This window comes from Streptomyces sp. NPDC028928 (assembly GCF_055564915.1).
The window spans coordinates 94,948-121,151 of sequence record NZ_JBVHVI010000008.1; the positions used below are offsets into that span (position 1 = coordinate 94,948).

Here is a 26,204-nt window from a genome sequence, read left to right on the forward strand (position 1 = left end):
GACCTACACCCACACCCCCCCCCCCTGTCCGCCCGCCTGTACGAGGCCCCTCCCCCCTCCCCCCCCCCCCCTCCCCCCCCCCCTTCCCCCCCCCCCCCCCCCCCCCCCCCCCCCCCCCCCCGGGCCGGTCTCATACGACCACTTTGTCAGACTTTGCAGGGAGAAAACGGGATGGGACTGACCGCGAAGATCCGTACGCGGGACGGGTGGGCCGTGTCGCACGCGGTCGTCACGGTGACCGACATGACCGGGACGCAGGTGCTGCGGGCCGAGGCGGACACCGAGGGAGCCGTACGGGACACCACCGCGCTGGCGCCGGGCGCGTACACCGTGATCGTGACCGCCGTCGGCTACGCGCCGGCCGCGTCCAGCGCCATCGTCACCGCGAGCGGCCGGGCCGAGGTCGGCACGGTGACGCTGGCCCGGCAGGGCGGCACCGAGCTGCCGCCGCCCGGGCCCTGGACCATCGACCCGGTGCACTCCTCCGTCGCCGCGGTCGCCCAGCACCTCGGGATCTCCAGCGTGCACGGCCGGTTCACGGAGTTCGGCGGCACGATCGAGATCGCACCGGACGACGTCACCAAGTCCCGGGTGGAGGCGGTGATCAAGGCCGCGTCCGTCGACACGGGCAACGGCATGCGCGACACGCACCTGAAGTCCGGGGACTTCCTCGACGTGGAGCGCCACCCGGAGATCACCTACCGCTCGACGGGCGTGACAGCGGCCGGCTCGGACCGCTGGACGGTCCACGGCGAGCTGTCCATGCACGGGGTCGTACGACCGGTGGACCTCGACCTGGCCTACCTCGGCACCGGCGCCGACCCCTGGGGCGGCACGCGCGCCGCGTTCCGGGCCACCGCCGAACTGCACCGCGAGGACTTCGCGATGAACTACAACCAGGTCCTCCAGGCGGGCATCGCGGCCATCGGCACCACGCTGAAGGTGGAGCTGGACATCCAGGCGGTCCAGGGCGACTCGCTCCCCCAGGCGTAGGCACAGCAGGGTCACCCACAGGGGCACCCGCTGCCCCTAGGGTGCTGCCATGGCACCGAACATCGCTACCAACACCCGTGTATCGCTGGACGAGCTGCTGGACTTCGTACGACCCCGCCACCGCGCCCTGCTGATCACCCGCCGGGCCGACGGCTCCCCGCAGGCGTCCCCGCTGACCTGCGGGGTGGACGACTCCGGCCGGATCGTCGTCTCCACCTACCCGGAGCGGGCCAAGACCCGCAACGCCAAGCGGGACCCCCGGGTCAGCCTGGTCGTCCTGAGCGACGACTGGAACGGCCCCTGGGTCCAGATCGACGGCACGGCCGAGGTCGTCGACCCACCCCACTCCGTGGAACCCCTGGTCGAGTACTACCGCAACATCGCCGGCGAACACCCCGACTGGGACGAGTACCGCCAGGCGATGCTGAAGCAGGGCAAGTCCATCATCCGGGTGACACCGCAGCGGTGGGGGCCGGTGGCCACCGGGGGGTTTCCGGCGCGGCTGGTCGCGGGGGAGTAGTCAGCCGCGGGCGACCATCGCCTCGATGCCGGCGATCAGCAGGTCCAGGGCGAACGTGAAGTCGCGGTCCAGCATCTCGGCCACCGTGTCGCCGCCGCGCGCCGCCATCAGGTCCTTGGACTCCTTCATGACGTCGGCGGTCCCGGGCACCTCGTCCACCACGGACATGGCCTGCTCGAAGTACTCGTCGGGGCTCAGCCCGGTGTCCGCGATCCGGGCGAAGAAGTGCCCCTCGATCGTCCCGAAGCCGTACACGAACTGGAAGACGGCCGAGATCGCCCCGGTCACCCCGTGCACCGGCAGCCCCGCCCGCCGGACGACCTGCTGGACCACCCGGGAGAACGCCAGCGCGTTCGGACCGACGTTGAGGAAGCGGCCGGCCAGCGGGGACAGCCAGGAGTGCCGGGCCAGCAGCTCCCGGTACGCCGTGGCCAGCGCCCGCAGCTGCTCCCGCCAGTCCTCGTCCGCGTTCTCCGGGTCGGGCAGCCGCAGCTCGGCGAAGGCCGCGTCCAGGGCGAGTTCGAGCAGGTCGTCCTTGGTGTCGACGTACCAGTACAGGGACATCGCGGTGACGTCCAGCTCCGCCGCCAGCCGCCGCATGGAGAACTTGGCGAGCCCCTCGGCGTCCAGCAGCCGCACGGACGCCTCGGTGATCCGCTCCCGGTCCAGCCCGGACGGCTGCCCACTGCGCCCGCCACGGCGGGGCCTGCCCTCCCGCCACACGCTGTCCCGCGCCGACCGCCCTGCCTGCTTCGTCACCGGCGCACCTTTCTCGATACCGGCCACTGTCCCCACCTTAGGGCCGTCAGGCGGACGCCCGTTCCGCCCGCCGCAACAGACCCGCTGCCACGAACCCGCCCAGCAGAACCGCGACGGCCCCTACCAACTGCCCGGTCCCCAGCCCATGGGCCAGCGACTGCCCGGACGCCAGGGAAGAGCTGAGCACAGCACCCAGAACGGCCACACCGAGCCCGTTGCCGAACTCGGCCAGTGTGCCGTTGATCCCGGCCCCCACGCCCGCCTTCTCCGGGGGAATCGCGCTCATGATGGCGTGCGCCATCGCCGGGTTCGCCACCGCGCACCCCGCGCCGATCAGCAGCAGCCCGAGCAGTGTCCCCGCATAGCCCCCGTTGTCCACCTCCGCGATGGACACCAGCCCACCGGCCATACAGACCATCCCCAGCGCGATCGACACCGGCGTGCCCAGCCGCGCCGACCACTTCGCCGACAGCCCGCTGAAGTTGAGCACGACCACCGTCAGCGCCAGCGGAGCGGTCCGCAGACCGGCCTCCAGCGGCTCGTAGCCGAGCACGAACTGCAGGTGCTGCGTCAGCAGGAACAGCGCGCCGCCCATGCCGAACACGATGAGCACGGCCCCGGCGACCGCACCCGTGAAGCGCCGGTCCCGGAAGAAGTGGATGTCGAGCATCGGCTCGTCGGCCCTGCTCTCCCACCAGGCGAAGGCGCCCAGCACCAGCACGGCCACGGCGGCCGTGCCCAGCACCCGCCCCGAGGTCCAGCCGTGCCCCGGCCCGGAGATGATCGCGTAGACGAGCGAGGCCATGCCGATGGTGGACAGCACCGCGCCCGGCAGGTCCGGCCGGTCGCCGCGCGGGTTCTTGGACTCGGGCACGAGGATGACCACCGCGACCAGGCCCAGCGCCGCGACCGGCAGGTTGATCAGGAAGATCGCACCCCACCAGAAGTGGTCGAGGACGAAACCGCCGATCAGCGGCCCGCCGGCGAAGCCGAGCGCGTTGACCGCGCTCCAGATGCCGATCGCCTTCGGCTGCTCCTCGGAGGCGAAGATCTGCATCGCCACGGCCAGCGTGGTGGTCATCAGCAGCGCGCCGCCGATGCCCATGCCGGCCCGCGCGGCGATCAGCTGGCCGGTGCTGCCGGCGAGTCCGGCCACGAGCGAACCGACGCCGAACAGGGCGAGCCCGGTGATCAGCATCTTCTTGCGGCCGTAGCGGTCGGCGGCGCTGCCCGCGGTGAGCAGCAGGCCGGACTGCACCAGGGAGTACGCGTTGATCATCCACTGGATGTCGGAGGTCTTCGCGTGCAGCTCGCGGGTGAGCGAGGGGATGGCCACGTTCAGGACGGTGTTGTCGAGCAGCACGGTGAGCTGCGCGAGACATATGACGCCGAGTATCAGCCAGCGCTGGGGATGGCCGTGGGAAGCGGGTGCGGACATGCCGTACACCGTATAGCTGTCGCTATACGGTGTACAACGCGTTTTCCGGTCAGGCCTTCCGCGTGAGGTCGTAGAAGGTCGCCGACCCCACCGTCACCTTCTTGAAGGTGCTCTGGACCCACGAGCTGATCTGGGAGGCGGTCCCGCTGTCGCCGCCGCCCATGCCGCCGCCGGCGATGAAGTAGTGGATCTTCCCTTCCTCGACGTACTTCTTGAACTGGGCCGGCGTCGGGGACGGGTCGGTGCCGTTGAAGCCGCCGATCGCCATGACCGGTTCACCCGTGGCGAGCTGGTAGCCGGCCGCGTTCTGGGAGCCGACGGACGCGGCGGCCCAGGTGTACTTCCCGGCGTCCTGCTCCAGCAGCTTCTTCGCCTCGGACGACACGCTCGCGCCGTTCAGCAGGCCGCCGACGCCACCGGCGCCACCGCCCATGGCGCCCTCGCCCGTACGACCGCCACCCGGGAAGCCGAAGCCGTTGCCGTTCTGCTGACCCTGCTGACCTTGCCGGCCCTGCTGGCCCTGCCCGCCGTTCTGCCCCGGCATCCCGCCACCGAAGCCACCGGCGCCCGGGAAACCGTTGCCCTGCTGAGTCTGCCCACCCTGCTGGTTCTGCTGCCCCTGCTGCCCGGGCATCCCGCCACCGAAGCCGCCCCGCATCGCGCCGGCGCCACCGCCGCCGGGACCTCCGCCCCGGCCGCCCATCATGCTCGCGCCCGCCGGGCCGGCCGTGACGATCGAGCCGGTGTGGCCCTCCTGGAGGGTGCTCAGGGTGTACGCCGTGGGTCCGGCCAGCGCGGCCACGAGACCGGCCGCCGCCGCCCCGAGGGCGAGCTGCCGGGAGAGCCGGCCGGCGAAGACCAAGCCGAGCGCGGCGGTCATGCCGCCGATCAGGACCAGCCACTTCAGCCAGGGCAGGTAGTCGGAGGTGCGGTTGAGCAGGACGTACCCCCAGGCCGCCGCCGCGACCACGGACGCGGCGAGCGTGATCGACGCCCACAGCTCCCGCCGCCTCTCCCACAGCAGTCCGGCCCCCATGCCGACGACGGCGGCGAGGTAGGGGGCGAGGGCCACGGTGTAGTACTGGTGGAAGATGCCCGCCATGTAGCTGAAGACCGCCATGGTCGTCAGCAGCGAGCCGCCCCAGACCAGGAACGAGGCGCGCGTGACGGACGTACGGCGGAGCCTCCGCGTGGCGACCAGGCCGGCGGCGAGCAGGATCAGGGCGGCGGGCAGCAGCCAGGAGATCTGGCCGCCGACCTCGGAGTCGAACATCCGGTCCCAGCCGGTCTCGCCCCACATGCCGGTGCCGCCCCCGCCACCGCCGCCGCCCACGCTGCCGGTCTCCTCGCCGTTGAGCCGGCCGAGTCCGTTGTAACCGAAGGTCAGCTCCAGGAAGCTGTTGTTCTGCGAGCCGCCGATGTACGGGCGGGACGAGGCCGGCCACAGCTCGACGACCGCCACCCACCAGCCACCGGAGACGACCAGCGCGAGCGTCGCCGCGGCCAGCTGCGCGAACCGCTTCTTCAGCGGCACCGGGGCGCACACCGCGTACACGACCGTCAGCGGCGGCAGGATCAGGAACGCCTGGAGCGTCTTGGCGAGGAACGCGAAACCGATCGCGACCCCGGCCCACACCAGCCACTTCGTACGGCCGTCCGCCACCGCCCGGACGACGAGGTAGCAGGCCACGGACATCAGCAGGGCCAGCATGGCGTCCGGGTTGTTGAACCGGAACATCAGCGCCGCCACGGGCGTGAGCGCGAGCACCGCGCCCGCGATCAGACCGGCCACCGGGCTGAACCGGCGGCGCACGGCCGCGTACACGACGGCGACGGTCGCCACGCCCATCAGCACCTCGGGCGCCAGGATCGACCAGGAGTGGAGGCCGAAGATCCGCACCGACAGCTCCATCGGCCACAGCGAGGCCGGGGGCTTGTCGACGGTGATGGCGTTGCCCGCGTCCAGCGAGCCGAAGAAGAACGCCTTCCAGGACGTGCTGCCCGCCTGGACGGCCGCCGAGTAGAAGGAGTTGGCGTAGCCGGAGGCGCTGAGGTTGTACAGGTAGAGCAGGAGGGTGACGGCCAGCAGGCCGAGGAGGGCCGGGCGGGCCCAGCGGGGGTCCTCGGGCCGGCCGCGCCACAGTCCGCGCACCAACGGCTGCCTGGGCTGATCGGCCCCGGGGGCCTGCGGTGGTGCGGCCGGGGGCGGTCCCCAGACGGTCGTACTGGTCATCGGGCGTCCTCCGGGTCGGTGTCGTGAGGGCGTACCGGCTGCAACCGCATGGTCGCGTCGCCGGCCCCCGGCCGGCTGCCGCTCTCGTACGCCTGCCGCTCGTACGACCGCGGGTACGGCTGCTGCTCGTACGACTGCTGGTACGGCACCGGGCGCTGCGGCAGCGGTGTGTACGGATCCGGTGTGCGGTACGCCGGCGCGGGCGGGGTGTGCGCGGCGACGACCGTGAACGGGGCGGGCGGTGCGGCGGGGCCGGTCTCGCCGCGGTCCGGGAAGACCCAGGCGCGGAAGAGCAGGAACCGCAGCACGGTCGCCGCGAGGTTGGCCGCGATGAGCACCGCCAGCTCGGTCGAGTGCGCCGGGCTGTCGGTGGCCGCGCCCAGGGCGGCGAGGGAGCCGCTGGTCAGCGCGAGGCCGATACCGAAGACGACCAGGCCCTGCGCCTGGTGCCGTACCGCGCCGCCCCGGCCGCGCACGCCGAAGGTGAGCCGGCGGTTGGCGGCCGTGTTGGCGACGGCGGAGACCAGCAGCGCGAGCGCGTTGGCGAGCTGCGAGCCGGAGAACTGCCGGAAGACGCTGTACAGCAGCAGGTAGAACAGCGTGGACAGCACGCCGACCACGCAGAAGCCGACCAGCTGGCGGGCCAGTCCCTTGGGCACGTCGGTCAGTTCGCGGTCGCGCGGGTCGTCGCCGAAGGGCCGGGTCAGCCGGTCCAGCGGCAGCGAACCGGTGGCCAGGGCCCTGCCGACCCGCCACACGCCCTTGAGGTCGTCGGTGGCCGTCTTCACGATGTGCACGGTGGAGTCCGGGTCGTCGACCCAGTCGACCGGCACCTCGTGGATCCGCAGGCCCGCCCGCTCGGCCAGCACCAGCATCTCGGTGTCGAAGAACCAGCCGGTGTCCTCGACCAGCGGCAGCAGCACCTGGGCCACATCGCGCCGGATCGCCTTGAAGCCGCACTGCGCGTCCGAGAAGCGGGCCTGGAGCGAACCGCGCAGGATCAGGTTGTAGGCCCGGCTGATGAACTCCCGCTTGGGGCCGCGTACGACCCGGGAGGAGCGGGCGAGCCGGGAGCCGATCGCCAGGTCGGAATGACCGGAGATCAGCGGCGCCACCAGCGGCAGCAGGGCGTTGAGGTCGGTGGACAGGTCGACGTCCATGTAGGCGAGGATCGGCGCCTCGGACGCGGACCACACGGTCCTCAGGGCCCGTCCCCGGCCCTTCTGCTCCAGGCGGAAGTTGGTGACCTCGGGGATCTCCGCCTCCAGCCGCGCCGCCACCAGCGGAGTGGTGTCCGTGGACGCGTTGTCCGCGATCGTGATGCGGAACGCGTACGGGAAGGTGCGCGCGAGGTGCTCGTGCAGTCTGCGGACGCACGGCTGGAGGTCCTTCTCCTCGTTGTAGACGGGGATCACTACGTCCAGGACAGGCGTACCGGCGTCTCCGGCCGGGAGGTGCTCCCGCGCCGGCAGGGTGCCGGGAGAAGAGTCGGTTCGCATGGGACCGACTCTCGTCAGGCGCCCTGTCGCACCCATGTGGTGGCACTGTGCTGTGCCTGTGAGTGCGATTGCCAGTTCATTTCGGGCTCCGGCCGGGGAACGGCCGGGCCGAGCGCGGGCAGGTGCACGGTGAACACCGTCCGCCCCGGCACGCTGTCCACGGTCACGGCACCGCCGTGCGCGGCGGCCACGGCCTGCACGATGGCGAGCCCGAGCCCCGTGGACCCGGTGGCCCGGGACCGCGCGGAGTCACCCCGGGCGAACCGCTCGAAGACGTGCGGCAGCAGCTCCGCCGGAATCCCCGGCCCGTTGTCCTCCACGTCGACGCACATCCACGTCCCGCGCCGCTGCACGCGCGCGGTGACCGTCGTACCGGGCGGTGTGTGGTTGCGGGCGTTGCCCAGCAGGTTGACCAGCACCTGCTGGAGGCGGGCCGCGTCCGCCGACACCAGGGCCGGTTCGTCGGGCAGGTCGAGCCGCCAGGTGTGGTCCATGCCGGCCGCGCGGGCGTCGCTGATGGTGTCCACGACGAGCGGGATGAGATCGGTCTGCTCGAACTGCAGCGGCCGCCCCGCGTCCAGCCGGGCGAGCAGCAGCAGATCCTCGACCAGCAGGGTCATCCGTCCCGCCTCGGACTCGATCCGGCCGAGCGCGTGCCGGGTGTCGGGCCCGACCTGCTCCCGTCCCCGCCGGGTGAGTTCCGCGTAGCCCCGGATGGAGGCGAGCGGTGTGCGCAGCTCGTGGCTGGCGTCGGCGACGAACTGCCGTACCCGTGTCTCGCTCTGCTGCCGGGCGTGCAGGGCGCCGTGGACGTGGTCCAGCATGCGGTTGAGCGCGGCGCCGACCCGGCCGACCTCGGTGTGCGGGTCGCACTCCGACTCCGGCACCCGCTCGCTGAGCTGCACCTCGCCGGTGTGCAGCGGCAGCTCGGAGACCCGGGTCGCGGTGGCGGCGACCCTGCGCAGCGGGCGGGTGGCGACGCCGACGAGCACGTACCCGGCGATACCGGCGGCGACGAGACCGGCGGCGGTGACACTGACCTCGACCAGGATCAGGGTGTTGATGTTGTCGTCGGTGTCCTTGGTGGGCAGGCCGACGTAGAAGGCGTCGCTGCTGTCCCGGCTCGCGATGTACTTGACGAGGTAGTTCCCGAGCCCGGGGATCTCCACGGTGTGCGCGCCGCCGTCCTTGGGCACCGTGTTGAGCGCCGTCTTCTGCGCGGTGTTCAGGCTGTCGGCACGGGACTGCTTGAAGAAGCCGTTGTCGTCGTTCTGCTGCCGGGCGACGGCCGCGCTGGTGATCGAGGAGTCCTGCACATAGCCGGCGATGGCACCGAACGGGGTCGGCCCCTTCGTCAGCAGGTTCTCCACCTTGCTGCTCGGGGTGGTGGTGAGCGGCACGCGGGGCGCATCCGGGTCGTCACCGCCGCCCGGCGCCTGCATGTGCCCGACCGCGCGCATGGCGACCTCGGTGACCTTGCCCTCCAACTGGTCGTAGAGATGCGTGCGCAGGGCGAGGGTGGTCACCGTGCCGATCACCGCGCAGACCACGGCGATCAGCGTCACGGACGCGACGACGAGCCGGGTCCGCAGGGTGCGCGGCTGTCCCGCGCGTCGCTTCTGCCGCTTCTGTCCTTGCTGCGGACGCCTCTGCGGACCCGGCCGTCGCCGCCCGCTCATGACGCGGCGGGCTTGATCAGGTAGCCGGCCCCACGCCGCGTGTGGATCATCGGCTCACGACCCGCGTCGATCTTCCGCCGCAGGTAGGAGATGTACAGCTCCACCACGTTGGCCTGCCCGCCGAAGTCGTACGACCACACCCGGTCCAGGATCTGCGCCTTGCTCAGCACCCGCCGGGGGTTGCGCATGAGAAAGCGCAGCAGCTCGAACTCGGTGGCGGTGAGGTGGATGGACTGCCCGGCCCGCGACACCTCGTGGCTGTCCTCGTCCAGGGTCAGGTCGCCGACGACGAGCACAGAGTCGGACCGCCGGTCGGCGGCCCCGGACCTGCGGATCAGCCCGCGCAGCCGCGCCACGACCTCCTCCAGGCTGAACGGCTTGGTGACGTAGTCGTCGCCACCCGCGGTGAGCCCGGCGATACGGTCCTCCACCGCGTCCTTGGCGGTGAGGAAGAGGACCGGCACGTCCGGCAGCTCGCGCCGCAGCCGGCCGAGGACGGTCAGCCCGTCCATGTCCGGCAGCATCATGTCGAGCACGACGGCGTCGGGCCGGAACTCACGGGCCGTCTGGATGGCTCCCTGCCCGTCCCCCGCACTCCTGATCTGCCAGCCCTCGTAACGAAGAGCCATGCTCAGCAGTTCGGTGATCGACAGCTCGTCGTCCACCACAAGCACTCGGACGGGGCTCCCGTCCGGCCTCAGCAGTTCGGTGCGCCCCTGGGGCGAGGTCGTGGTCATGGTGGACACCTTGTCGGGGCCCTCTGAGAAGACGCTTTCTGCAGTCTGTGATTTCCCTGAGAAACACACAGGCATCTCTCAGGCGACACCCACGTCAGAACAACCCGTCCGGCTCCCTCCTGAACTCCCGTACGGGAAAGGTGCATCCACCGGCCGCCGGCCCCGGCGCCACCAGCTCCCAGCCGGCCATCAGCCGGGTGTCCAGGACGACGGCCCCGCGCCCGCCGACCGCCAGATGGAGATCGGGCCCGGCGACGGCGAGCAGCTCACCACCGACACCCCCGCCCGGAACAAGCTCCACCACCTCACCGAACACCTCCAACCCCCCTCCGATCCCGAAATCCCCCACATGGTCGACGACTTGGCAGGGCTCGGGCCGCAGGGACTCCGGCCACCCGGGGAGGGCGACGGCCCGCCCGTGCAGCTCCCGCACCTCGGCGGCGCGCTCCTCCTCCGTCGCGGGCAGCGCCGACCGCACCGCCCGCTTCGCGGTGTACGGAATCCGGTCCGGCACCCGCAGCGCGGCCCGCAGCAGCTCCTCGGCGCGCCGCGCGGCCATCAGCGGACCGGTGCCGAGCCAGCTGAAACAGACGGCACCCTGCTCCAGCAGCCGGGCCGACCCGCGCTCCTCAGCGGTGATCCCGACCTTCACCATCCCCGGCCCGAACCACGCCAGATACACCCGGTACGGCCGTGGATCGTCGGCGAGCGTGTCGGCGGCCACGGAGTGCGCCCGGTCCAGCCGCGCGCACTCCTCGCACCGGGCCCCCGTACTCCGGCCCGGCACGACCGCCCGCACCGCACAGGCATGCCCCCGCGCCCCCACACACCTGCGCACGCCCCCCTCCGGCACGGCGAAGGCGACCCGCTTCCCCCGGGGCAGCGCACTACGCCGCCCACCGTCCCACTCCAGCACCGGACCGCCATCGGCCGACCAGCGCAGCCCGGAGCATTTCCACACCTGTGCCATCACTCGTGAGGGTAGAGGGTGGGTCTGACAACGGCCGGGGCGGCGGAGGCAGGGTACGGTGAGGGAAGGCCCGAAGCCGCAATTTCGGTTTGCGACTTCGGGCCTTCTTGCGGTCCTGCTGGGCCTACATCAGCACGAACACCGGCACGCCGCCCGCCCCGAGTCCCGTCTGCCGCATGCAGCCCCGCTTGATCAGCATGCGCACGCAGTCATGGACCCGGTCGAGCGTGAGCCCCGTGCGGTCCGCGACCTCCTCCATCCGGCAGTGCACCGGCCCGCGCACCAGCGCCGGGGCGAGGTAGGCGGCCACGGCGTGCACGTCGTCGGTGACGACGAGGTTCTTCGCCCGCCAGGTCGCGAGGAGTTGCCGGGGGGTCATCGTGGGTTGCGCGGTGCCCGGCGGCCGCAGCCGGTCGGCGATGAGATCGAGCGAGTCGGCGATCCGGCCGAGCACGTCGTGCACACCGCCGACGCGTTCGGTGAGGCTGCCGAGGCGGTCGTCGATCCGGCCGAGGCGGTCATTGGTCCGGCCCAGATGCTCGTTGGTCCGGCCCAGATGCTCGTTGGTCCGGCGCATCTGCTCGATGCGCTCGATCTGCGCGACCGCCAGTTCCTCGTCCGCCCGGATGTTCCGCTCCTCCAGCCGGACGATCGCGTCGGCGACCTGTCGGGGCATGAGGTAGGCGGTGGTGCCGTCCGGGGCGGGTTGTACGGGGGCGGGATCGAGGCTGTAGGAACCGTCGCGGTGGATGGTCTCGATGACCTCGCCGACCCAGGCCTTGAAGGGTGCGCACTCGGGCTTGGTGCAGGCGTTGACGAGTTGGATGAGCCCTTTCAGGTTCACCATCTTCATCGATCGTTGAAGCCTGTGACCTGCAAGTTTGCTCAAGGTGTCTGCTGTACAGACGCCTTGTGCAATCTCACGCAGGGTGCTCTGCCAGTTTGCAGAGACGTGCATACTCAGGGCCTGCCGCGTGTTTGCGTACCCCAGGTTGCTCGCCACGTCCGCCGCCGGAAACCAGTGCTCCCCGTCCGGCAGCGTCAGCCTCCGTACCCGCGCCCCCGTGGCCGCGAACACGAAGTCGTTGATGTCGATCGCGTCCTGCTTGCGTCCCGTCGGCTGTTCCGGCGGGGTGTCGTTCTGCTCGTTCATCGAGCATCACCTCCACGCCGGAAGCTAGGGTCAGCGGGGCGCAACTGCCGTTCGAAGAAAGCTCGTTCACTCGATAGGGGACAGAGGGATCGATTCGGCAGGAATCACCCCCGGCGTCGAGGCCGGCACCTCGGCCCGCCGCCCCCGCCCCGCGAGCCGGCAGCTGACGCATCCCGCGTGCCCCTCACGTGCCTGCGGGTCCCGGACGCGCATCCCCCACTGCCCGCGCGGCCGTACCCCGGGCGGCTTGCCCCAGCCGGACAGGTGCAGGGCCCAGGTGACCAGAACGCTCACGGCGGCAATGGCCAGTCCGCCGGCGACCAGCGGCAGCGAGGCCGCGCACACCCCCCATCCGACCACAGCACTGCCCACGGTCGCGATACCGAAGCCGGTCCAGCCGGCGATCGTGTGACCCTCGTCGTACAGACTCATGGAGCCGCCTCCAGGGACGAAACCAGTTCTCTCACAGGCTAAGAAATTTACGACCCCGAATATCTCACGAGCTAAGGGATTACGAAAGATGCACGGCACGCCGCGCCCGCCCGCCACCCCGGCCCAGGCGCTGTCGGCGATGGACCACCTCATCGCCGCCCACCTCATCGGACAGCAGGAGCTGGCCCGGCGGCTGGGACTGAACGTCACCGACCTGACCTGTTTCGGCTTCGTGCTGGAGGCCGGCGACGACCTGCTGACGGCGGGCGACCTCGCGGCCCGCGCCCACGTCACCACGGGGGCGGTGACCGGCATCCTCAACCGCCTCGAACGCGCCGGCTACGTCACCCGCCGCCCCGACCCCACGGACCGCCGCCGGGTCCGTGTGGCCGCCGTCCCGGACGCCGTCACCCGCGTCGAGGCGGTGTTCGCCGGCCACTACAAGCGCCTGACGGCCCTGTTCTCCGACTACTCCCCGGAGGAACTGGCGATCATCACCGACTGGTTCACCCGCGCCACGGCCCTGGCCCACGAATACCTGGAGAAGCTGAACCGGAACGACCCGGACGAGGAGTGCTGAGCCACTCCGGAAAACGCCGAAGGCCCCGGAGTGATCCGGGGCCTTCGTTCTGTGCGCACTCGGCAGGATTCGAACCTGCAACCTTCTGATCCGTAGTCAGATGCTCTATCCGTTAAGCTACGAGTGCTTGTTCTTTTGTTTCGCCCCCGCTCCCGGTCCTTTCGGCCCGCTCGCGGCGACAGGAAGAACATTACATGACTGCCGCCGTCATGTGAAATCCGATCCGCACACCCCTTGTGACCTGCGAAAACACCCAGAGCATCGAGGAGCGGGGGGGAGCCGGGGAACGCCGAAGCCCCGGTCCTGGGGACCGGGGCTTCGGGATCGGGGCGGAGGCGGAGGGATTTGAACCCTCGATGGGCTTTAAGGCCCAAACCGCATTAGCAGTGCGGCGCCATAGACCGGACTAGGCGACGCCTCCAGCACAACCGCTCACGCGAGCGCGCGAGTGGTGCGTGCAGATGATGACACAGTCGAGCACCGCGTCACCAATCGCCCCCCACGGTACTAGGCAGTCGGGCCACAGGGCAAAGGGCTTCGCCCGGCGGGGCGGAAGAGACGGGAGGGGAACGGGAGGGAGGGGAACGGGGGGCGACGAGAGGGGGAGGGGGCCGAGGGAGGGCATGGGCGCAACGTCTCTGCGGGATCGGCGTTGGACCGGGCATGGTCTCTGTGCTGCCGCGCGCCGGACGGCGCCTCCTGCTGGCGTCCCTGTCCGCCGTCGCGTCCCTCGCCCCGCTCACCGCCGTACCCGCCGCCGCGGCCGGTGCCCTGCCGCCGCCCGTGCGGCCCGAGGACCGGGGTGATCACCTCACCGTCGTGGTCCGGCACGCCGGAGCGGGCCGGGACGGGACGTACCAGGTGTACTGCCACCCCAGCTCCGGCCGGCACCCGGATGCCGACGGGGCCTGCCGGGCGCTCGACGCGAACACGCGGTGGGGCCGGGATCCCTTCGCGCCGGTGGCCCCCGGCACCGCCTGCACCATGCTCTACGGCGGCCCGGCCACCGCCCGGGTGACCGGGACCTGGGCCGGACGCCCGGTCGACGCCTCGTACGACCGCGGCAACGGGTGCGAGATCGGACGGTGGGACCGGATGGTGCCGCTGCTGCCGAAGATGGGCCCCTCGGCCGCGTCGGCCGCGTCGCCCGCGTCCGCTCAGGGCGCTGCGGGAACCTGGGCGGACGCATTGGTTCCGTAAAGGTCCCGGGGAGGTCTCGGGGATCCGGAGCATACGGTCATGCGTTCGCCGTCACTTCGTCGTGGGACCTCCCCCTCATCCGGCGCCGCGAGCACAACCCGTGCCCTTAGACTCCCTCGCGTGACACGTCGCGGGCCGGTTGGCAAGATGGCCCGAGCGGTCGGCAAGGTGCGGTAACAGGGAGGAAGGCGTCTCGTGAGCAGCAGGCCATCCCGAGGCGCTGCTCGCCTCGCAGCCATACTCGACGCGCTGCCGGACGCGTTGGTCCTGGTCAACGCCAACGGAACCGTCGTCAACGCCAACACCATCGCGCTGGAGGCCTTCGAGGCGCCTGGTACGGCTCTCGTGGGGCGCGGGCTGCTCGATCTGCTGCCCGAGTTCGACTCCCGGCTGATCCCCGGGTCCATGCGGCGGCCCGATCACATGGATCCCACGGGACGGACCAAGCCGACCCGGATGGTCGCCCGGCGGACCGACGGGAGCGAGTTCCCGGTCGAGGTCACCAGCGCGAACCTGGAGAACGGGCAGCAGGCGTACGACGGTTACGGCTACACCGGCGACGAGCTGCTGATGATCGTGGTCCGGGACCTGTCCGGGACCGTCGACACCGAGGCGGAGCTGGCCCGCTCGCAGCGGCAGACCGAGATGATCCTGCGGGCGGCAGCGGAAGGTGTCGTGGGCACCGACACCGACGGGCGGATCGTGCTCGTCAATCCGGCCGCCGCCCAGATACTGGGGTACCGGGCCGGTGAGCTGGGGGGCAAGGAGCTGCACACCCTGGTGCTGCACTCCCGCGCCGACGGCTCGCCCTTCCCGTACGAGGAGTCGCCGCTCGCCGACACCCTGCGCTCCGGACGCAAGCACCGGGTGCGCGGGCAGGTGCTGTGGTCCAAGGGCGACAAGAAGGTGCCGGTCGACCTGACCACCGCGCCGGTGCGCGACGGGGACCAGCTCGTCGGCGCCGTGATGACCTTCACCGACCGGCGGCCGTACGACGCCCTGGTCGAGGAGAAGGCCGCGCTGGAGCAGGCGCACGCCGACGAGCTGGAGCGGCTCTCCGAGGAGCACGCCTCCGACCTGACCGCGCTGCGCCAGCAGCACGTCACCGAGGTCGAGGAGCTGCGCGAGAAGCACGCGGAGGAGCTGGCGGCCGGCGAGGAGCGGTACGCCGCGCTGGCCGAGCGGGAGAAGGACCGGTACGAGGCCCTCGCCGGGCGGCACGAGCAGCTGCTCACGCTGCTCGGCCGGTCGCTGCGCGGGCCGCTGGACGAGCTGCGCCGCGAGCTGTCCGCCCTCGCCGCCGACGACGCGGGGCAGCTGTGGCCCGAGGCCAACCAGGTGCTCCACCACCTCTCGGCCGGCTACTCCCGCATCACGACCCTGATCGACAACGTCCTCGGGTACCAGCGGCTGGACGCGGGCAGCGAGGACATCACCCGTACGAAGGTGATGCTGGACGCCGTCGTCGCCGCCGGTGTGGACGGCGCCGTCGAGCTGGTCGGGCCGGGGCGCCTGCAGTTCGCCGTCCACGCGCCGCCCATCGAGGCCGAGGTCGACCCGCAGCGGCTGGCCACCGCGCTCGCACATCTCGTGGCCGACGTCGCCGGGGTCGACGCGACCGGCAACACGCCCGTGTCGGCGGGCGGTTACCTGGACAACACCGTCGTCGTGGCCGCGGCGCAGCGTGGTGAGGTCGCGCGCATCGAGGTGCGCGGGCCGTACGCCGGCGGCGACCCGGTGCACGAGCCGATCGTGCGCGGGATCGTCCGCGCCCACGGCGGTGTGCTGCAGACGCACGAGGTGCCGGGCATGAGCGGCAGCGCGTACGTCCTCGAAGTGCCGCTCGGCGGCGGGGCGGGCGCGGTCGCCGCCGGTGCCCCGGCCGGTGCCGCGGCGCAGGCTCCCGACTCCGGTGAGGCCGCCGCGGACGACTCCGGTACGGCCGGGCAGAGTGGCGGCCGACGGCGGAGCCGGCGGGCCTCGACGGACGCCTTCCTGGAGAGTGACGTGGCCGGCGCGGGTGACGCCGGTGAGGCGGAGGCGCCCGTACCGACCGGGCGGCGCCGTCGGCGTGCCGCGGCGCCCGCCGAGGAGGCCGCCGTGGCCGTGGCCGAGGCCGCGGAGACCGCGTCCGGCGGGACCGGACGGCGCCGCGGACGGCCCGCCGACGGCGCCGGTACGGGCGAGGGTGTGGCCGAGGGTGCCGTGGTGACCTCGGCCGAGCAGGGCGTGGCGGCCGCCGCCTCGAACACGGGGCTCGGTGGCACGGTGCCGCCGCAGGGCGTGCCCGCGCCGACCGGCCGGCGTGCCCGCCGCGACTCCGACGCCCCGCAGGCCGCCCTGCCACCGGCACGTCCGGCGGCCGGCGGGGAGCCGGCCGCGGGGGTGCAGGCCGTTCCGGGTGCGCAGGCCACACCCGCGATTGCCGGTGCGCAGGCCGTTCCGGCCGAGGGTGCCTCGGTGGTTCCCGCGCAGGGTGGCGAGGCGGCTCAGGGCGCCCAGCCGACCGGACGGCGCCGGCGGGCGCTGGCCGCCGCGGCCGAGCGGGCCGCGGCCCAGGAGGCGAGCGGCGCGCGTACGGTCTTCGCCCTGCCGCCGGCCGAGGCGGACCGGTCCCCGGACCCTACGGCTCCGCCGAACGGCGTGGCCCCCGCCATGGGTGCGGCCGTGCCGGTGCCGCCGGGTGCGGCCGTGCCGGTGCCGCCGGGTGCGAGTGCGCCCGTGGCGCCGGGTGCCGGGGCCCCCCTGGCGCCGGATGCCGGAGTCCCCCTGGCGCCGGATGCCGGGGCCCCCGTGGCTCCGGATGCCGGAAACCCGGCCGTTCCCAACGCCCAGCCTCAGGCAGGTGCCGCCCCGGTGCCCGCCCAGGTGCAGGTGCCCGCCCAGATGCCGGTGTCCGTGGAGGCCGTCCCGGGTGACGACGGCCGGCACGACGCCGTACCGCTCGACCAGGCCGAGGACCACACCCCGCCGCAGCCGCATCCGACCAGTGCCCCGACCGGCCGCCGGCGCCGGGCCGTGGCCCAGCCGGTGGCGCCGGGGACCGCGCCCGTGCAGACCCCGCCGCAGCCCCTTCCGGCACCGGCCGCTCCTGGCCAGGCCCCGCAGGCCACGGCCGTACCGCCGGCTCCCGCCCAGACGCCGCACGGCGTTCCGGCGCAGGGCACGGCCGGGCAGGGCGTCCCCGTCCAGGCCGCTCCCGTCCAGGCCGGTCCCGTACCGTCGGCGGGGCAGCCGTCCGCACCGGCCCAGCCGACGGTTCCCGGTGCCCGGCCCCGTGCCGCGGACCAGCAGGCCTCGGTGGCCCGTCCCGCCGTTCCCGCCCAGGCCGCACCCGCCCCGGTGGCGCCCTCCCCGGCCGCCCCTGCCCAGGGCACGCCCGCACAGACCACGCCCGCGCACGGCACGGTGGCGCAGCCCGCGCCCCCCGCGCCGGCCCAGCAGCCCTCGGCCGTACCCGCCCAGGCGTCGCAGCCCCCGGCCGCCGCCCAGCCGGGTACTCCGCCGACCGGTACTCCGCCGACCGGTACTCCGCTGCCGCCCCCCGGTGCGCTCCCGCTGCCGGCCGAGGCCGGAACCGGGCAGGTGCCCCCCGGCGGCGGTCCGGCGGCCGGTGTCCCGCAGCAGTGGCCCGGTGCCGGTGAGACCGCCGGTGCCGCGACGCCGACCCCGGCTGCCGGCACTCCCGCGCCCGGCACCCCGGCCCATGGCACTCCCGCGCCCGGCACCCCGCTGCGGGCCGCGCAGCCGTTGCCCGCGGAGGCCGCGGGCGGTGTGCCGGTCGACCCGGACTCGACGCAGGGGCGGGCGATCAGCGTCCGTACGCTCGGGCAGGGCGTGCCGTTCGCGCGGCAGGCCGCCCAGGTGCAGCAGCCGACGGCGACTCCGCCGCCGCACGCGCCGGGCGGTTCGGGTCGGCGGCGCAAGCTGGGCACGCCCCCCGACCCGGCCACCCGCCCGGAGCCGCAGCCGGACCAGGCGGCCCGGCCGCACCCGCCGGCCGAACCGGCGCCCGCGCAGCCGTCGCCCGCGGGACAGCCGTCCGTACCGCAGACCACCCCGGCACCCGGCCCGGCGCCCATGCCGCAGCCCTCGCTCGGCGGGCAGTCCTCGCTCGGCGGGCAGTCCCGGCCGGCCGCCGGTACCGAGGGGGCCGGGCGGTCGTACGCCATAGGCGCCCCGGAGCCCGACGCCGCCGAGGGGCCGGAGCCGCTGGACGGTCCGGGTGGGGCCGTCGAGGTGGCGGACACCCCGCGTCCGCAGCCGCTGGACGACGAGCTGCCCCCGGAGCCGCTGGACAACCCGCGCCGGCTGCTGGTGTGGCCCGCGCCGGACGTGACGACCCAGCAGGCGCTCAGCGACCGTGGCTACCGGCCGGTGATCGTGCACTCGCGTGAGGAGGTCGACGCGCAGATCGCGGCCTTCCCCGCCGCGCTGTTCGTGGACCCGCTGACCGGGCCGATCACGCGGACGGCACTGCAGTCGCTGCGCCAGGCCGCGGTGGCCGCCGAGGTGCCGGTGCTGGTCACGGCCGGGCTGGGGCAGGCGACGCGCGAGGCGGCGTACGGCGCCGATCCCGCCGTACTGCTGAAGGCGCTGGCTCCCCGGGACAGTGAGCAGCATCCGCCGCGGGTGCTGCTCATCGAGGAGCACGCGGAGATCGCGCTGGCGCTGACCTCGACGCTGGAGCGGCGCGGGATGCAGGTGGCGCGGGCCGCGAACGACAACGACGCGGTGACGCTGGCGGGGCAGTTCCGGCCGAACCTGGTGGTGATGGACCTGATGCAGGTGCACCGCCGACGGGCCGGCATCGTGGACTGGCTGCGCGCGAACGGGCAGCTCAACCGCACCCCGCTGGTCGTCTACACGGCCGCCGTCGACCAGGCCGACCTGCCGCGGCTGGCCTCGGGCGAGACGGTGCTGTTCCTCGCCGAGCGGTCCACCAGCGCCGAGGTGCAGAGCAGGATCGTGGATCTGCTGGCCAGGATCGGCACGAACTAGCGGGCGACCAGCCTGCGCGCCGCCTCCTTCACCGAGGCGCGCAGGCGGTCGCGGTCGGCGGGCTCCGCGCCCACCAGGATGCGCTTCATCTGCGGGAGGACCGCCGCCCAGTTGGCCACGGCGATCAGCAGGAACAGCAGGTCGCGGGCCGGGAGGGCGTCGGTGACGACACCGCGGTCCTGACCGTCCTGGAGGGTGGCGACCTTCCGGCGGTAGTGCTCCTGGCGTTCGGCCTCGTCGGGCAGCTCGGTGGTGGCGCCGTACTCCAGGCCCTCCCAGAAGAGCAGGCGCAGCACCTCGGGGTGGGCCTCGTGGTAGTCCATGAGGCGGTCGATCCAGCCCTCGATGTCGTCGGGGTCGACGGGGACGGCGGCGGCCAGGTCGAGCATGACCTTGCCCAGGACCTTGCCGAACAGCTCCGCCTTGTTGCCGAAGTACGCGTAGATCAGCTGCTTGTTGGCCTTGGCCGCGGCGGCGATGCGGTCGATGCGGGCGCCCGCGATGCCGTGCCGGGCGAACTCGGCGACCGCCGCCTCGAAGATGCGGGCCTTGGTGGCCTCGGGGTCCCTCACTGCTGCCATGGGGACAGGGTAGGGCGCGCGGGACCGGTAACCAACTGTTTGGTTGACGGGGAATGCGGCGGCGGTGCACGCTGTTGACCGCTTACAACCAACCAGTTAGTTGTGTGAGTCGGCTCTAAGGAGTACCTCCGCTCATGCCGTCAGCCACCACCACCCGCCAGGCACCCGGAGTCCGCGCCCCCGCCCCCGAGCGGTCCGCCTCCGGCTCCCTGTTCCTCCTGCTCATCGCCGTCTGCACCGCAGTCACGGCCGCCAACATCTATCTCGCGGCCCCGCTGCTGCCCCTGATCGCCCACGACTTCGGCACCGTCCCCTCGGCCGTGGCCTGGATCGCCTCGGTCGCCCAGCTCGGCTATGCGGCCGGCCTGCTCTTCTTCGCCCCGCTCGGCGACCGCGTCGACCGCCGCCGGCTCGTCGGCCGGCTCTCCGTGGCCACCGCGGCGGCGCTGCTCCTCGCGGCCGTCGCCCCGAACACCGCGGCCCTGGCCGCCGCCGTGTTCGCCGCCGCCGCGGCCACCGTCGTACCGCAGCTGCTCGTCCCGCTGGTCGCCGCGCGCGCCCCGGCCGACCGGCGCGCCCGGCATGTCGCGGCCGTCATCGCCGGGCTGTTCACCGGCATCGTCGCGGCCCGGGTCGTCGGCGGTCTCGCCGGGCAGGCCTTCGGCTGGCGCTGGGTGTTCGGCGGGTCCGCCGTGCTGACCCTCGCCCTGGGACTGGCCACCGCGCTGGCCCTGCCGGCCGAGCGGCGGGAGCGGCGCGGCGGGCTGTTCTCCGGCATGGCCGAGCTGCCGGGGCTGCTGCGCCGCTCGCCCGACCTGTGGCGGGCGTGCGTGCGGCAGGCGGGGATGTTCGGCGCGTGGAGCGCCCTGTGGACCTCCCTCGCGCTGCTGCTGACCGGACCGGGCTACGGCCTGTCCACCGCGACCGCCGGCCTCTTCGGCCTCTTCGGCCTGACCGCCAGCGCGGTGGCGCCGCTGGCGGGCGGGCTGGTGGACCGGTTCGGCGCGGCGAAGGTCGTCGGCGCCGCGTACCTGCTGGCCGCCGTCGCCGTACCGCTGTTCTGGCTCGGCGGGCAGGTGCTGCCGGCGCTGTTCGCCGCCGCGGTCGCGATCCACGCGGCCCTGGTCGCCTCCCATGTCGCCAACCAGACCCTGGCCCTGACCACGACGTCCACGCCGGCCACCGCCAACACGGCCTACGTCGTCTCCGGCTTCGCCGGCGGCGCCCTCGCCTCGGCCGTCGCGGGCCCCGCCTTCGGCCACTGGGGCTGGGGCGGGGTGTGCGCGGTGGCGGGGGTGTGGCTGGTGCTGGGGTGGACGACGACGGTGCGGGGCGGGCGGAGGTGACCGCGGGGGCGGTCAGAGACGGGTGACGTCCAGCCGGCCCTCCGCGTACTCCCGGCGCAGCACCTTCTTGTCGAACTTGCCCACGCTGGTCTTCGGCACCGACTCGATGACCGTCCAGCGCTCGGGCAGCTGCCACTTGGCGATGCGGCACTCCTCGGCGAGGAAGGCGCGCAGGGCCTCGAAGCCGGCGGTCGCGCCGGGCCGCAGGACGACCGTGGCCAGCGGGCGCTCGCCCCACTTCTCGTCCGGTACGGCGACCACGGCGGCCTCGGCGACGTCCGGGTGGGACATCAGCGCGTTCTCCAGCTCGACCGAGGAGATCCACTCGCCGCCGGACTTGATGACGTCCTTGGCGCGGTCGGTGAGGGTGAGGAAGCCCTCGGGGGAGATGGTGCCGACGTCACCGGTCCTCAGCCAGCCGTCCTCGCTGAACTTGTCGGCGGGGCGCAGCGGTTCGGCGTCCGGGCCGTTGTAGTAGGCGCCCGCGATCCACGGGCCGCGCACCTCCAGCTCGCCCGCCGACTCGCCGTCCCAGGGCAGGCGCTCCCCGTCCGGGCCGGCGAGCCGGGCCTCGACGGAGGCGGGGAAGCGGCCCTGGGTGACGCGGTAGGCGAACTCCTGGTCCGTGCCGACGGCGTGGGCCGGCGGGCGGGCCACCGTGCCCAGCGGGGAGGTCTCCGTCATGCCCCAGGCGTGACAGACCCGCATGCCCAGCTCGTCGAAGGCCGCCATCAGCGACGGCGGGCAGGCCGCGCCGCCGATGGTGACCTGGTTGAGGGAGGAGACGTCACGCGGCCTGGCCTGCAGCTCGCCGAGCAGCCCCTGCCAGATGGTCGGGACGGCCGCCGCGTGGGTGGGCCGCTCGCGCTCGATCATTTCGGCGAGCGGGGCCGGCTGCAGGAACCGGTCCGGCATCAGCATGTTGACGCCGGTCATGAAGGTGGCGTGCGGCAGCCCCCAGGCGTTGACGTGGAACTGCGGCACGACGACGAGCGAGGTGTCCTGGTCGGTCAGGCCCATCGACTGGGCCATGTTGACCTGCATCGAGTGCAGGTAGATGGAACGGTGGCTGTACACCACGCCCTTGGGATCGCCGGTCGTGCCGGAGGTGTAGCACATGGCGGCGGCCTGGCGTTCGTCCAGCTCCGGCCAGTCGTAGTGGGCGGGCCGGCCGGCGATCAGCTCCTCGTACTCGTGCACCTGGGCGGTGGCGCCCTGGAGCGGGGCGCGGTCGCCGGGCCCGGTGACGACGATGTGCTCGACCGTCGTCAGCTTCGGCAGCAGCGGTGCGAGCAGCGGGACGAGGGAGCCGTTGACGATGACGACCTTGTCGGCCGCGTGCTGGACGATCCACACCAGCTGCTCGGCGGGCAGCCGCAGGTTCAGCGTGTGCAGGACGGCGCCCATGGAGGGGATCGCGAAGTACGCCTCGACGTGCTCGGCGTTGTTCCACATGAGGGTGGCCACCCGGTCGTCGCCGGTCACCCCCAGCTCGTCCCGCAGCGCGTGCGCCAGCTGGGCGGCGCGGGCGCCGACCTCGGCGAAGGTGCGCCGGTGTGGTTCCGGATCCCCGGTCCAGGTGGTCACCTGCGACGAGCCGTGGACCGTCGACCCGTGGGTCAGGATCCTGGAGATCAGCAGCGGTACGTCCTGCATGGTGGCCAGCACGGCGTCCTCCCGGGCGACATTGCCTACGCGGTGGTCCTACACGGGGGTAGGGGTGCGCTGATTCTGCGCACATACCACGCGGTATGTCACTAGGGGGTACGTCACTGAGGTGACGGAAACCTCGGCTAGCGGGCCGGCACCAGCTCCGGATCCTCCCGCAGTTTGCCCAGCGCGCGCGACACGGCCGACTTCACCGTGCCCACCGACACGCCGAGCGCCTCGGCGGTCTGGGCCTCGCTGAGGTCCTCGTAGTACCGCAGGACGACCATCGCCCGCTGGCGCGCCGGCAGCCGCAGGACCGCCCGCCACATCGCGTCGTGCAGCGCCTGCCGCTCGGCCGGATCGTCGTGGCCGGGCACGGGCTCCGGCTCGGGCAGCTCGTCGCAGGCGAACTCGTCCACTCTGCGCTTGCGCCACTGTGAGGTCCGGGTGTTCAGCAGCGCCCGGCGCACATAGCCGTCGAGCGCCCCCTGGTCCTCGATGCGCTCCCAGGCCACATAGGTCTTGGCGAGCGCGGTCTGCAGCAGATCCTCGGCATCGCAGGGGTTCGCGGTCAGGGAGCGGGCGGTGCGCAGCAGGACCGGCCGGCGGGCCCGCACGTAGGACGCGAACGAGGGGTAGTGGGTGCGGGTCTGCCGCGCGGGTGCGGCGGCGGCCGAGGCGCTGGTGCAGACGGGTGTGGTCATGGCTCCACGCTAGGAGCGGGACCCACCCCCCGGGATCGGCCGCAGGTCCCGAAGCGGAGTCCCCCTCAGGTTGTAGGGGTGGGGCTGGCCGCACCTCCTGAAGGTGGAGCGCGGGCTCGTCCCGTCTGCGGGTACGACCCTGAGGTCCACGGGTACGACCCCGAAGGCCACGGGTACGACCCCGGGGGCTACCGGTACGACCGGGCCACGGGGCACTGCCTCTGCGGAGGTCAGCCGTCCGCCGTCAGGACCAGGCCCGACGTCGGCACCCCGGTGCCGGCCGTCACCAGGGTGCGGGCCGCGCCCGGGACCTGGTTCACGGCCGTGCCCCGCAGCTGGCGGACCGCCTCCGCTATGCCGTTCATGCCGTGCAGGTACGCCTCCCCGAGCTGGCCCCCGTGGGTGTTCAGCGGCAGCCGCCGCTCCGCCACGAAGTCCGCCGCCTCCCCCCGGCCGCAGAACCCGAACTCCTCCAGCTGCATCAGCACGAACGGGGTGAAGTGGTCGTAGAGGATCCCCACGTCGATGTCGTCCGGGCCGAGGCCGCAGGTGCGCCACAGCTGGCGGGCCACCGCGCTCATCTCCGGCAGGCCGGTCAGGTCGTCCCGGTGGAAGCTGGTCATCTGCTCCTGGGCCCGGCCCGCGCCCTGGGCCGCCGCCGCGATCACGGCGGGCGGGCGGGGCAGGTCCCGGGCCCGCTCCAGGGAGGTGACGACGACCGCCTGCCCCCCGTCGGTCTCCTGGCAGCAGTCCAGCAGCCGCAGCGGCTCGGCGATCCAGCGGGAGGCGGCATGCTCGGCGAGGGTGATCGGGCGGCCGTGGAACCAGGCGGCCGGGTTGGTCGCCGCGTACGCCCGGTCCACCACGGCCACGTGCCCGAACGCCTCCGGCGTCAGGCCGTGGGCGTGCAGATAGCGCTGGGCCGCCATCGCCACCCAGGAGGCCGGGGTGAGCAGCCCGAACGGCAGCACCCAGCCGAGCGCCGCGCCCTCCGCCGAGGGCTCCCGGTGCTGCACCCCCGCGCCGAACCTGCGGCCCGACCGCTCGTTGAACGCCCGGTAGCAGACCACCACCTCAGCCACGCCCGTCGCCACCGCGAGCGCCGCCTGCTGGACGGTGGCGCAGGCCGCCCCGCCGCCGTAGTGCACCCGGGAGAAGAAGGACAGCTCGCCCATCCCGCAGGCCTGGGCCACGGTGATCTCCGGGCTGGTGTCCATCGTGAACGTCACCAGACCGTCCACGTCGGCCGGAGTGAGCCCGGCGTCGTCGAGCGCGGCCCGTACCGCCTCCACCGCGAGGCGCAGCTCGCTGCGGCCGGAGTCCTTGGAGAACTCGGTGGCCCCGATGCCGGCGACCGCCGCGCGCCCGCCGAGGGTGTCGCGGCGGCGCAGGCTCATCGGGCGGCCTCCGGGACCGTGACCGTCACCGTGCCCGTCACATGGGTGCCGAGGCCGTTGGCCCCGACGACCCGGACCACGGCCGTGTCGCCGTCGACCTCCTCGACGCTGCCGGTCAGCACCATGGTGTCCCCCGGATGGTTGGGCGCCCCCAGCCTGATGGCGACCTTGCGGAGCACCGCCGTGGGGCCGAAGTGATCGGTGACGTACCGGCCGACCAGGCCGTTCGTCGTGAGGATGTTCATGAAGACGTCCGGCGCGCCCTTCTGCCGGGCCAGCTCGGGGTCGTGGTGCACGTCCTGGTAGTCCCGGGAGGCGATGGCGCCGGCCACGATCAGGGTGCGGGTCACCGGGATCTCCAGCGGCGGCAGCCGGTCCCCGGCCCTCACCGGTCCACCACCCGGAACACCGGCAGCGTCAGCTCCTCGTCGCACCGCTGGAACTCCAGCCGCACCGGCAGCCCGATGCGCACCTTGTCGTACGGCACCCCCACCACGTTGCTCACCATCCGCACCCCCTCGGCGAGTTCGATCAGGCCCACCGCGTAGGGAGGGTCGAACGCCGGGAAGGGCGGGTGGTGCATCACCACGTACGAGTGGACCGTGCCCTCGCCGCTCGCCTCCACCGTGTCCCACTCGGGGCTGCCGCAGGCGTTGCAGCCCGGAAGCCAGGGGTGGCGCGGTGTGCCGCAGTCCGTGCAGCGCTGGATGAGCAGCCGGCGCTCGGCCACGCCCTGCCAGAAGCCGGCGTTGTCCCGGTTGACCACGGGGCGGGGGCGGCGCGCCCGGGGTGTCCTGGGGGCGGGGGCGTACTTGAGGATGCGGAAGCGGTGGGTGCCGGCCGGCTCGCCGTCCACCCGGACGTCCGTCCGGGTCGTGACGAAGTAGCCCGTGCCGAGCTTCGTCGTCTTGCGGCCGGAGACCTCCTCGATGACCGTGTCGAACACGATCTCGTCGCCCGGCCGCAGCGGCCGCAGGTACTCCTGCTCGCAGTCGGTGGCCACCACGGCGGTGCAGCCCGCCGCGTCCAGCAGGCCGAGGAGTTCGTCGTACGCCCCGGTGCGGCCCTGGTGTCCGCTCAGGCCGCCCATCGTCCAGACCTGGAGCATGGTGGGCGGGGCGATGGCGTCCGGGCCGGTGTAGGCGGGATTGGTGTCGCCCAGCGCCTCGCACCAGTGCCGGATCATCGGGGCGTTCACCGGATCCTTGCCGGCACCGGAGGCGGCGGCCGGCCGCCCTTCGAACCCCTTGAGCCGCGCGCCCAGTTCGTCGTGCACCTGCTCGTCGCGCACCGCCACCCCCTGACCTCGGGAACAGTTCCTGACTGTCCGTC

21 protein-coding genes and 2 tRNA genes are annotated in these 26,204 nt (G+C 73.2%); 6 read left to right on the forward strand and 17 right to left on the reverse strand.

What is annotated here, in order from left to right; all coding sequences use genetic code 11:
- Positions 1-171 precede the first annotated feature (171 nt).
- Both ACZ4U1_RS20260 and ACZ4U1_RS20265 read left to right on the forward strand, forming a co-directional pair.
- Positions 172-993 (forward strand): YceI family protein, encoded by an 822-nt coding sequence (locus ACZ4U1_RS20260; RefSeq protein WP_467904851.1) that lies wholly within the window; start codon positions 172-174, stop codon positions 991-993.
- A gap of 49 nt (positions 994-1,042) precedes the next feature.
- Entirely contained in the window at positions 1,043-1,513 is a 471-nt protein-coding gene (locus ACZ4U1_RS20265; RefSeq protein ID WP_467904852.1) for a PPOX class F420-dependent oxidoreductase, read from the forward strand.
- On the opposite strand, the gene ACZ4U1_RS20270 is transcribed toward ACZ4U1_RS20265, so the two are convergent.
- From ACZ4U1_RS20270 to ACZ4U1_RS20310, 9 genes are all read right to left on the reverse strand, one after another.
- On the reverse strand, positions 1,514-2,272 hold the full coding sequence (locus tag ACZ4U1_RS20270) for a TetR/AcrR family transcriptional regulator (protein ID WP_467904854.1): 759 nt from the start codon (positions 2,270-2,272) through the stop codon (positions 1,514-1,516).
- Positions 2,273-2,318: 46 nt separating this feature from the next.
- Positions 2,319-3,710 (reverse strand): MFS transporter, encoded by a 1,392-nt coding sequence (locus tag ACZ4U1_RS20275; RefSeq protein WP_467904856.1) that lies wholly within the window; start codon positions 3,708-3,710, stop codon positions 2,319-2,321.
- A 49-nt stretch (positions 3,711-3,759) separates the two neighbouring features.
- Complete coding sequence (locus ACZ4U1_RS20280) at positions 3,760-5,943, reverse strand: ArnT family glycosyltransferase (RefSeq protein WP_467904857.1); 2,184 nt, start codon at positions 5,941-5,943, stop codon at positions 3,760-3,762.
- Positions 5,940-7,442, reverse strand: coding sequence for a bifunctional glycosyltransferase family 2/GtrA family protein (locus ACZ4U1_RS20285; RefSeq protein WP_467904858.1), 1,503 nt, complete (start codon positions 7,440-7,442; stop codon positions 5,940-5,942). Before ACZ4U1_RS20285 ends, ACZ4U1_RS20280 begins: the two co-directional genes overlap by 4 nt.
- Before the next feature lie 14 nt (positions 7,443-7,456).
- Complete coding sequence (locus tag ACZ4U1_RS20290; protein ID WP_467904860.1) at positions 7,457-9,121, reverse strand: sensor histidine kinase; 1,665 nt, start codon at positions 9,119-9,121, stop codon at positions 7,457-7,459.
- Positions 9,118-9,858 carry a response regulator transcription factor gene (locus tag ACZ4U1_RS20295; RefSeq protein ID WP_467904862.1) on the reverse strand — a complete coding sequence of 247 codons (741 nt, stop codon included), beginning with the start codon at positions 9,856-9,858 and terminating at the stop codon, positions 9,118-9,120. The genes ACZ4U1_RS20290 and ACZ4U1_RS20295 overlap by 4 nt, the downstream gene beginning before the upstream one ends.
- Positions 9,859-9,952: 94 nt before the next feature.
- On the reverse strand, positions 9,953-10,828 hold the full coding sequence (locus tag ACZ4U1_RS20300) for a DUF2797 domain-containing protein (protein WP_467904863.1): 876 nt from the start codon (positions 10,826-10,828) through the stop codon (positions 9,953-9,955).
- A 124-nt stretch (positions 10,829-10,952) separates the two neighbouring features.
- Complete coding sequence (locus tag ACZ4U1_RS20305) at positions 10,953-11,981, reverse strand: BRO-N domain-containing protein (RefSeq protein WP_467904864.1); 1,029 nt, start codon at positions 11,979-11,981, stop codon at positions 10,953-10,955.
- Between the two features lie 66 nt (positions 11,982-12,047).
- A complete protein-coding gene (locus ACZ4U1_RS20310) occupies positions 12,048-12,413 on the reverse strand; it encodes an HGxxPAAW family protein (RefSeq protein ID WP_467904866.1) in 366 nt (121 codons plus the stop codon).
- 88 nt (positions 12,414-12,501) lie between these two features.
- Here ACZ4U1_RS20310 and ACZ4U1_RS20315 point away from each other — a divergent pair, with 88 nt between their 5' ends.
- Positions 12,502-12,993: a MarR family winged helix-turn-helix transcriptional regulator gene (locus tag ACZ4U1_RS20315; RefSeq protein WP_467904868.1), complete on the forward strand. Its 492-nt coding sequence runs from the start codon at positions 12,502-12,504 to the stop codon at positions 12,991-12,993.
- Positions 12,994-13,047: 54 nt separating this feature from the next.
- Here the strand turns inward: ACZ4U1_RS20315 and ACZ4U1_RS20320 are convergent.
- A tRNA-Arg gene (locus tag ACZ4U1_RS20320) sits at positions 13,048-13,120 on the reverse strand.
- A gap of 203 nt (positions 13,121-13,323) precedes the next feature.
- Positions 13,324-13,414: transfer RNA gene (locus ACZ4U1_RS20325), tRNA-Ser, on the reverse strand.
- Positions 13,415-13,656: 242 nt separating this feature from the next.
- Here ACZ4U1_RS20325 and ACZ4U1_RS20330 point away from each other — a divergent pair.
- Positions 13,657-14,193, forward strand: coding sequence for an SSI family serine proteinase inhibitor (locus tag ACZ4U1_RS20330; protein ID WP_467904869.1), 537 nt, complete (start codon positions 13,657-13,659; stop codon positions 14,191-14,193).
- A gap of 195 nt (positions 14,194-14,388) precedes the next feature.
- Positions 14,389-19,194, forward strand: coding sequence for a PAS domain-containing protein (locus tag ACZ4U1_RS20335; protein ID WP_467904870.1), 4,806 nt, complete (start codon positions 14,389-14,391; stop codon positions 19,192-19,194).
- Here the strand turns inward: ACZ4U1_RS20335 and ACZ4U1_RS20340 are convergent.
- Positions 19,191-19,775 carry a TetR family transcriptional regulator gene (locus ACZ4U1_RS20340; protein ID WP_467904871.1) on the reverse strand — a complete coding sequence of 195 codons (585 nt, stop codon included), beginning with the start codon at positions 19,773-19,775 and terminating at the stop codon, positions 19,191-19,193. The two genes, ACZ4U1_RS20335 and ACZ4U1_RS20340, sit on opposite strands and share 4 nt — an antisense overlap.
- A 134-nt stretch (positions 19,776-19,909) precedes the next feature.
- On the opposite strand from ACZ4U1_RS20340, the gene ACZ4U1_RS20345 reads away from it, so the two are divergent.
- On the forward strand, positions 19,910-21,121 hold the full coding sequence (locus ACZ4U1_RS20345) for an MFS transporter (protein WP_467904872.1): 1,212 nt from the start codon (positions 19,910-19,912) through the stop codon (positions 21,119-21,121).
- A gap of 12 nt (positions 21,122-21,133) precedes the next feature.
- On the opposite strand, the gene ACZ4U1_RS20350 is transcribed toward ACZ4U1_RS20345, so the two are convergent.
- The 5 genes from ACZ4U1_RS20350 to ACZ4U1_RS20370 form a co-directional block, all read right to left on the reverse strand.
- Positions 21,134-22,789 carry a long-chain fatty acid--CoA ligase gene (locus tag ACZ4U1_RS20350; RefSeq protein ID WP_467904873.1) on the reverse strand — a complete coding sequence of 552 codons (1,656 nt, stop codon included), beginning with the start codon at positions 22,787-22,789 and terminating at the stop codon, positions 21,134-21,136.
- A 125-nt stretch (positions 22,790-22,914) separates the two neighbouring features.
- Entirely contained in the window at positions 22,915-23,475 is a 561-nt protein-coding gene (locus ACZ4U1_RS20355) for a SigE family RNA polymerase sigma factor (protein WP_467904874.1), read from the reverse strand.
- Positions 23,476-23,705: 230 nt separating this feature from the next.
- Positions 23,706-24,872 (reverse strand): lipid-transfer protein, encoded by a 1,167-nt coding sequence (locus ACZ4U1_RS20360; protein WP_467904876.1) that lies wholly within the window; start codon positions 24,870-24,872, stop codon positions 23,706-23,708.
- Positions 24,869-25,261, reverse strand: coding sequence for a MaoC/PaaZ C-terminal domain-containing protein (locus tag ACZ4U1_RS20365; RefSeq protein WP_467904878.1), 393 nt, complete (start codon positions 25,259-25,261; stop codon positions 24,869-24,871). The genes ACZ4U1_RS20360 and ACZ4U1_RS20365 overlap by 4 nt, the downstream gene beginning before the upstream one ends.
- On the reverse strand, positions 25,258-26,163 hold the full coding sequence (locus tag ACZ4U1_RS20370) for a bifunctional MaoC family dehydratase N-terminal/OB-fold nucleic acid binding domain-containing protein (protein WP_467904880.1): 906 nt from the start codon (positions 26,161-26,163) through the stop codon (positions 25,258-25,260). The genes ACZ4U1_RS20365 and ACZ4U1_RS20370 overlap by 4 nt, the downstream gene beginning before the upstream one ends.
- Positions 26,164-26,204 lie beyond the last annotated feature (41 nt).